This is a genomic window from Synechococcus sp. R6-7, assembly GCF_047461695.1.
Classification (GTDB): domain Bacteria; phylum Cyanobacteriota; class Cyanobacteriia; order Thermostichales; family Thermostichaceae; genus Thermostichus.
This window is the reverse complement of record NZ_JANSHS010000183.1, coordinates 1-1,451: the sequence shown is the minus strand read 5'-3', so window position 1 is coordinate 1,451 and position 1,451 is coordinate 1. Positions and strand designations below refer to the sequence as shown.

Here is a 1,451-nt window from a genome sequence, read left to right as displayed (position 1 = left end):
GCCTTTCGCGGTAGCGGGACGGAGTCCTTTGCTGGCCGCTCGCGTAAGCGGGACGGAGTCCTTGGGGAATCCGGCTACCGCAGTGACTACAGCCGTTCCGCGGCTTACGGCTACACCTCCAGCTATGTTGGCGGTGGGGGATATGGCGGTGGTGGGCGAGGCGGCAGCTCCAGCGGGGGGGTCTCCTCCTCCGATCTGACGATCCTGCTGGTGGTGGCCCTGCTGGCCTTCTTCGGGGGATTCGCTATCCGCAACATCTTCGCCGAGTCGGGCGGCTTTGACGATGAGCGCCCCATCCGCGCTGCCAATGTGCCCGCAGCCTTTCGCGATTTTTGCTTTGCCTATAACGGCACTGCCTCCTTTACTGTGGTGCAACTGACCAGCGTTTCTGCTCTGACCATGGCTTCGGTGCCCATCTACAAGATGGATACTTGCACCATCCCCGTCAGCCAAACGGCCAATGCCCTCCAAGCTTTGGGCATCCGCGGCCGGGCCAACACCTTGGGCCCCCAGCTGGGGGGATCCAACCTCACCCTGATCCAGCTCCCCTTGGCCAGCAGCTTGGCGCGCGCCGTGTACAGCCAGTTTCCTGGCTTGGCTACTCAGGGCAACGAGGCGCAGGTTTTGTCCCAACTGGAAGCCACCATCAACAACGCCCTGCGCTCCAACATCGAAGGGTTAGCCCTGCAAAGCCTGGAGCCCACCAACATCCCCGACGTCTACGTGATGGTGCCGGGGCACTCCTTTAATTTGCAGCCCCAACTCAACCTGCGCTAACCCTCCTGCAGAGGACGACGGTGTGTTCATCACCCTAGAAGGCGGGGAAGGGGTGGGCAAAACCACCCAACAGGCCCTCTTGGTTGAGCGGCTGCGCCAAGAAGGCTACGCTTGCCTGTGTACCCGCGAGCCGGGGGGCACGGCGCTGGGCAAAACGCTGCGGGAGCTGTTGCTGCACGGGGATCCCTTTAGCCCTCTGGCGGAGTTGCTCCTGTACGCGGCGGATCGGGCTGAACACGTGAGCAAAGTCATCGCGCCGGCTCTGGCGGCAGGGCAGGTGGTGGTTTGTGACCGCTTTACCGATTCCACCCTGGCCTACCAGGGGTACGGTCGGGGGCTGGACTTGGAGAAGATCCGCCAGCTCAACCACTTAGCCACCGGCGGGTTGCAGCCGCACCTCACCCTGTGGCTGGATCTCCCCCCAGAGGTGGGGCTGGCGCGGTCACGGTCTTGCGACAAGCTCGAACAAGAACACCTGGAGTTCCACCGCCGCGTCTACCAAGGGTTCCAGGCTCTGGCTGCCGCAGAACCACAGCGGATTGTCCGCATTGACGCCCAGGGATCCCCGGCAGAGGTGGCTGCCCGCCTCTGGTCAGTGGTCGAACCCCGCCTACCACTTGCGACAGCAGGCCGGGAGCCCTAGACTGATACATTTACGCTGAACATTGCTGAAC

At 63.3% G+C, this 1,451-nt stretch carries 1 protein-coding gene and 1 pseudogene; both read left to right on the top strand.

Annotation, left to right across the window (positions count from 1 at the left end; translation table 11 throughout):
- Positions 1-777 (top strand): annotated as a pseudogene (locus tag NW815_RS06265) (hypothetical protein); the annotation flags it as partial.
- A 22-nt stretch (positions 778-799) separates the two neighbouring features.
- The gene (gene tmk / locus NW815_RS06260) at positions 800-1,420 is read left to right on the top strand and encodes a dTMP kinase (RefSeq protein WP_414389589.1); all 621 of its coding nucleotides are present in this window, start codon (positions 800-802) and stop codon (positions 1,418-1,420) included.
- Positions 1,421-1,451 lie beyond the last annotated feature (31 nt).